Raw genomic sequence first — 1,954 nt, forward strand, 5'->3', positions numbered from 1 at the left:
TTTAGTGAAGGCTTTCACCCTTTCGCTACCAAACGAAGGGTGGCGGCCATGAACAGGTTGGTAGACCGGGTGTTAGGAGCCGGCGCGCCCGAAGACGCCCTGTACATGACCACCATAAACCCCGATCGCAAATACGATCGGTGATGGTGACGCTGTACATCTAACACGCGGGCTACCAAACCCGGTCACTGGTTTTCAGTGACCCGAGAACGATAGAACCCACGGTCTAGACGTACAAGCCGGCGGATTCTGTCTTAGGTGTAGGGGGAGGCGCAAGGTGGTGTAGGGCCGGTTCCGTGCTGACCACAACACTTTAAACAGGCTGAATCTCAACTGTTTAAATTGAAGGCGCTGTACCAAGACACGGGTCCAGCCGAGTCTGATAAAGTCGGCACCGGTTCATTCGTTGACAGGGAGTCAAACATGGCAAAGCCAGCCGCACGCATCAGCGATCCCACCAGTTGCCCAATGCCTGGGCACGGCCCCAAAGCTATATCCTCCGGTTCCCCCGACGTATTAGAAAATGGGGTCAATTTATCGACGCCCATACCCATTCTTAAGAACAAATTAATCCGTCACCTTTTTATTCACATGGGCGAGGATCAACATAAGACTCACTTACTTTAAGCCGTAAAAAACCGCTAAACACTACTCATCATACATCGAAATCTCTGCTCGCAATTTATTTGCCGTCACGAACCCCGCCAACTGAACAAACATCACTACGAGAACACTAAAAAGACAAGCACCGCGAACTGACAAAGCTGCCCATATCCAATATTTTACATGTTCAAACTTTTGCAAAAACTCCATATCACCTATGGCACCAACAACAAATGCGACCATCAGAAAAACCACAACCAAAACAACATTTACGATAACTTCGCTTTTCAAATCAGTCAAAGAATTAATAACCATTACATAAGCCGTTGGCTTTCGCTGCTTCAACTTCTTAAGTACATCCTTCATAACGCCTTCGACATAGTTAAAAAATGCCAAGGAAAGAGCTCCAAAAAGTGCGCCCAAAACGAAAATAACGGGGTTTACATTGTTAAATAATGGGCTCACCGATCCTGCTGTCCCCCACAACGACAGGTAACAGAGGCTGAAAGATGTCATAAAAACAAACAGCAGACGAACCATTCTAACGCCTCAACAAATCACCTATAGCAGAGTAAACATCAGCCACCATCCGAGCATCGTGAATAGAACGACCCGGCGCAGGCTGTCCAGTTTCAAGTTCCAGTTGATTCTCTTGCATTACCACATCGTCAGAAGGAACATTCAAATCAATTTTCACAATGGCCGATGTGCTTTTATGTACTTGCCTGCCGTTGTGATCGCCTTCAGTCGTGACACTCCATTTTCCTTCCCCTTCCTCAATATAGTCTATGTAATCCCCTACCGGGGAAGCCGGAACTTTTAAATCGCCAAATTCGTTACTCAGAGAGATTTTCACCTCATCCTGACCGAAAAGTTCCTTCATCGCCTTGAGGGCATCACGAGCTTTTATGTTAGTTTCTAAAATGTTTGGAGAAATGAGCTCCAATTCGATTTCAAAAATCTTTCTATGAGATCTGACCACATTCCAAAACTCCCCCCTAACAGTCTTAGGCTCAATAAATATTGAATAATTGAATTCATTTAGAACGGGATCTTTAAGCCCTGCCTGAATGGCATTAGCGATCTGCTCATCCGTGCCAAACCGCCAATCATGCTGCACAAAAATGTACTGATCCACAGTATCAACCACGGTAATCACTGGAACCCAATCATCAGCATCGTGGGCCACTATGTCACCGGGAACCTTATCACCAACTTTAGTTAATTTATGTTTGGCCGTTTTTCCTACCAAAAATCTGCCTTTAGGAAATTCGTCGACAATGGGTTCAGCGTATGAAAATCCTACAAAACTATAGCGAACTTTGTTCTTCACAAACTCACGACCGTCGTC

Annotated in this window: 2 protein-coding genes and 1 pseudogene; 1 reads left to right on the plus strand and 2 read right to left on the minus strand. The window is 45.6% G+C overall.

Annotated features, from left to right (window positions below; translation table 11 throughout):
• Window positions 1–423: 423 nt before the first annotated feature.
• Window positions 424–531: pseudogene (locus tag HT737_RS32915) on the plus strand (hypothetical protein); the annotation flags it as partial.
• Window positions 532–648: 117 nt separating this feature from the next.
• Here HT737_RS32915 and HT737_RS28930 read toward each other — a convergent pair.
• Complete coding sequence (locus HT737_RS28930) at window positions 649–1,143, minus strand: hypothetical protein (RefSeq protein ID WP_182404536.1); 495 nt, start codon at window positions 1,141–1,143, stop codon at window positions 649–651.
• Window position 1,144: 1 nt separating this feature from the next.
• Window positions 1,145–1,954: hypothetical protein (locus HT737_RS28935; protein ID WP_182404537.1), on the minus strand; the 810-nt coding region annotated here is incomplete at its 5' end.

The sequence above is a fragment of the Pseudomonas sp. MD195_PC81_125 genome, from assembly GCF_014060985.1.
GTDB classification, from domain to species: Bacteria; Pseudomonadota; Gammaproteobacteria; order Pseudomonadales; family Pseudomonadaceae; genus Aquipseudomonas; species Aquipseudomonas parakoreensis.

Coding starts and splice junctions, on each gene's coding strand:
- HT737_RS28930 (WP_182404536.1), bottom strand. CDS start 1,143: ATGGTTCGTCTGCTGTTTGTTTTTATGACATCTTTCAGCCTCTGTTAC.